Annotated in this window: 3 protein-coding genes; all 3 read left to right on the top strand. The window is 68.3% G+C overall.

Annotated features, from left to right (window positions below):
* On the top strand, positions 1–209 hold a 209-nt coding region (locus LPA54_RS32530), incomplete at its 5' end, for a DUF3463 domain-containing protein (protein ID WP_228984375.1).
* Between the two features lie 5 nt (positions 210–214).
* Complete coding sequence (ispG, locus tag LPA54_RS32525) at positions 215–1,369, top strand: flavodoxin-dependent (E)-4-hydroxy-3-methylbut-2-enyl-diphosphate synthase (protein WP_228918119.1); 1,155 nt, start codon at positions 215–217, stop codon at positions 1,367–1,369.
* Between the two features lie 28 nt (positions 1,370–1,397).
* Positions 1,398–1,635: 1-deoxy-D-xylulose-5-phosphate synthase N-terminal domain-containing protein (locus tag LPA54_RS32520; protein WP_308112907.1), on the top strand; the 238-nt coding region annotated here is incomplete at its 3' end.

Raw genomic sequence — 1,635 nt, 5'->3', positions numbered from 1 at the left:
GCTACCTGATGAGCGACGGGTACGTGCCGACCTACCGGGAGCTCATCGAGGACACCGACTGGGACCAGTACGGCCGCGGCAAGGACCCGCGCTGCGCCAACTGCATGGCCCACTGCGGCTACGAGCCCACCGCCGTCCTCGCCACCATGGGCTCCCTGAAGGAGTCCCTGCGCGCCATGCGCGAGACCGTCTCGTCGAACAGGGAGTGACACAGATGACCGCAGTCTCCCTGGGCCTCCCCGAGGTCCCGGCCACGCTCGCCGTGCGCCGGAAGAGCCGGCAGATCCAGGTCGGATCCGTGGCGGTGGGCGGGAACGCCCCGGTGTCGGTGCAGTCGATGACGACCACGCGGACGTCGGACATCGGGGCGACGCTGCAGCAGATCGCGGAGCTGACCGCGTCGGGCTGCCAGATCGTGCGGGTGGCCTGCCCCACCCAGGACGACGCGGACGCGCTGGCGGTGATCGCGCGGAAGTCGCAGATCCCGGTGATCGCCGACATCCACTTCCAGCCCAAGTACGTGTTCGCCGCGATCGAGGCGGGCTGCGCGGCGGTGCGGGTGAACCCGGGCAACATCAAGAAGTTCGACGACCAGGTCAAGGAGATCGCCAGGGCGGCGAAGGACCACGGCACCCCGATCCGTATCGGGGTGAACGCGGGTTCGCTGGACCGGCGGCTGCTGCAGAAGTACGGCAGGGCCACCCCGGAGGCGCTGGTGGAGTCGGCGCTGTGGGAGGCGTCGCTGTTCGAGGAGCACGACTTCCGCGACATCAAGATCTCGGTGAAGCACAACGACCCGGTCGTCATGGTCGAGGCCTACCGTCAGCTCGCCGAGCAGTGCGACTACCCGCTGCACCTGGGTGTGACCGAGGCGGGTCCGGCGTTCCAGGGCACGATCAAGTCCGCGGTCGCCTTCGGCGCGCTGCTCTCCCAGGGCATCGGCGACACCATCCGGGTCTCGCTGTCCGCGCCGCCGGTGGAGGAGATCAAGGTCGGCATCCAGATCCTGGAGTCGCTGAACCTGCGTCAGCGGGGTCTGGAGATCGTCTCCTGCCCGTCGTGCGGGCGCGCGCAGGTGGATGTGTACAAGCTGGCGGAGGAGGTCACCGCGGGGCTGACGGGTATGGAGGTGCCGCTGCGGGTCGCGGTGATGGGCTGTGTGGTGAACGGTCCGGGCGAGGCGCGTGAGGCCGATCTGGGTGTGGCCTCCGGCAACGGCAAGGGGCAGATCTTCGTGAAGGGCGAGGTCATCAAGACCGTGCCGGAGTCGAAGATCGTCGAGACCCTGATCGAGGAGGCGATGAAGATCGCCGAACAGATGGAGAAGGACGGTACCGCGTCGGGGGAGCCGGCCGTCACCGTGAGCTGAGCAGCACGGAACCGAAGGGGGCCCGAGCGTGACGATTCTGGAGAGCATCCGGCAACCACGTGACCTGAAGGCGCTGACCGAGGCGGAACTCGGCGAACTGTCCGACGAGATCAGGGAGTTCCTGGTGCACGCGGTCGCCAGGACCGGGGGGCACCTCGGACCCAACCTCGGGGTGGTGGAACTGACCATCGCCCTGCACCGGGTCTTCGAGTCGCCGGTCGACCGCATCCTGTGGGACACCGGCCACCAGAGCTATGTGCACAAGC

Source organism: Streptomyces sp. DH12 (assembly GCF_020873895.1).
Classification (GTDB): domain Bacteria; phylum Actinomycetota; class Actinomycetes; order Streptomycetales; family Streptomycetaceae; genus Streptomyces.
This window is presented reverse-complemented; position numbering and strand designations above follow the sequence as displayed.